Origin of the sequence: Phenylobacterium sp. (assembly GCF_031425575.1) — a bacterium.
Lineage (GTDB): Bacteria > Pseudomonadota > Alphaproteobacteria > Caulobacterales > Caulobacteraceae > Phenylobacterium.
In genome coordinates this window covers 1-1,796 of record NZ_JANPJP010000341.1, presented here as the reverse complement: position 1 = coordinate 1,796, position 1,796 = coordinate 1, and the positions used below count along the sequence as shown (strand labels likewise).

General features: G+C 68.9%; 2 protein-coding genes. One reads left to right on the top strand and one right to left on the bottom strand.

Features of this window, described 5'->3' with window-relative positions:
* The coding region (locus RMO97_RS18770) for a dipeptide ABC transporter ATP-binding protein (protein ID WP_310542535.1) at positions 1-1,494 on the bottom strand (1,494 nt) is incomplete at its 3' end.
* A gap of 93 nt (positions 1,495-1,587) precedes the next feature.
* Between RMO97_RS18770 and RMO97_RS18765 the strand changes: the two genes are divergently transcribed.
* Positions 1,588-1,796, top strand: a 209-nt coding sequence (locus tag RMO97_RS18765) for an HAD-IIIA family hydrolase (RefSeq protein WP_310542534.1), incomplete at its 3' end; no start/stop codon positions are given.

Here is a 1,796-nt window from a genome sequence, read left to right as displayed (position 1 = left end):
GATCTCCCGCACCACCGCCAGGTCATGGCTGATGAAGATCATCGCTAGGCCCATCTCCTTCTGTAGCTGGATCAACAGGTCGATGATCTGGGCACGGATGGAAACGTCCAGAGCCGAGACCGCCTCGTCGCAGATCACCAGCCTGGGCTTCAGGATCATCGCCCGGGCGATCCCCACCCGCTGGTTCTGGCCGCCGGAGAGCTCGTGCGGATAGCGGTTGATCATCGCCGGATCGAGTTCGACGCGGCCCATCATCTCGCGCACCGCAGCCTCCCGCTCAGTCCGGCCCATGTTGGCTCGATAGACCCCCAGGGGCTCGCCGATGGACTGGCCCACGGTCATCCGCGGGTCGAGGCTGGCCAGGGGGTCCTGGAAGACGATCTGCAGGTCCTTGCGGGCGGCCTGCAGGGCGGCTCGGTCGGCGTGGGTGATGTCCCGGTCCATCAGGGTGACCGCGCCGGCGGTGGCCGGGATCAGGTTCAACACCGCGCGGGCCAGGGTCGACTTGCCTGAGCCGCTCTCGCCCACCACGCCCAGGGTCTCGCCTTCGCGCACATCGAAGGAGACGCCGTCCACGGCGCGAAGCTGGACCGGCTTGCCGAACATCCCCTGGCTGATGGGGAAGTGAACCTTCACGTCCCGGGCGGCGACCACGACGGGCGCGTCGGCCCGGGCCGGCTCGGTCTGCGGGCGCCCGCCCCGGTCGTCCCGGTCCAGCCGGGGGATCGCCGCCAGCAAGGCCCGGGTATAGTCGGTGGCGGGGTTGCGGAAGATGGTCTCCACCGGCCCCTGCTCCACGAAGCCGCCGTCCTTCATCACGCAGACCCGGTCGGCCAGCCGGGCGATGACCCCCATATCATGGGTGATCAGGGCCATGGCCGCCCCCGTCTCCCGCTGCAGGTCGGCCATCAGGTCGAGGATTTCGGCCTGGACGGTGACATCCAGGGCGGTGGTCGGCTCATCGGCGATCAGCAACTCCGGGCCCCCGGCCATGGCCGCGGCGATCATCACCCGCTGGCGCATGCCGCCGGAAAGCTCGTGAGGGTATTGCCGCAACCGGCGTTTTGCGTCGGGGATTCGCACCTTCTGCAGCCACTCCAGCGCCCGCGCCTCTGCCGCCTGGCCGCTGAACCCGCCATGCAGCCGCAGGGGCTCGGCGATCTGCTCGCCGATCCGCACGTGGGGGGTCAGGGCGGTGAGTGGGTCCTGGAAGATCATGGTCATCTTCGAGCCGCGGATGCGGTTCAGCTCCCGCGGCTTCAGACCCAGCAGCTCTTGGCCGAGGAACCTGGCCGACCCCCGGGCCCGGCCGTTGCGGGCCAGGAGGCCCATCACCGCCATGAAGGTTTGGCTCTTGCCCGATCCACTCTCGCCCACCACGCCCAGGGTTTCGCCCCGGCCGATCTCCAGGGAGACCCCGCGCACGGCGCTGACCTCGCCGTCATGGGTTTCGAAATCGACCCGCAGGTCGTTGATCGTCAGGACGGCGGCCAAAGGGACCTCACAAGCTAAACCCGATCTCACCGTATGGCGGGAATCCAGCTTTTTGGAACCCCGTCTGCGTGTCCTTGCCGTTATAGTGTCGCGGTGCCCCCGCCGCTCGCCCTGAAGCCCGCGCTGTTCCTCGACCGCGACGGGGTCCTCAACGAAGACCAGGGCTATGTGCACCGGTGGGCGGATTTCCGCTGGATCGCCGGTGCGCGCGAGGCGGTGGCCGCCTTCAACCGCGCCGGCTGGCTGGTGATCGTGGTGACCAACCAGTCGGGGGTCGGGCGCGGCTTCTACACCGAGGCCGC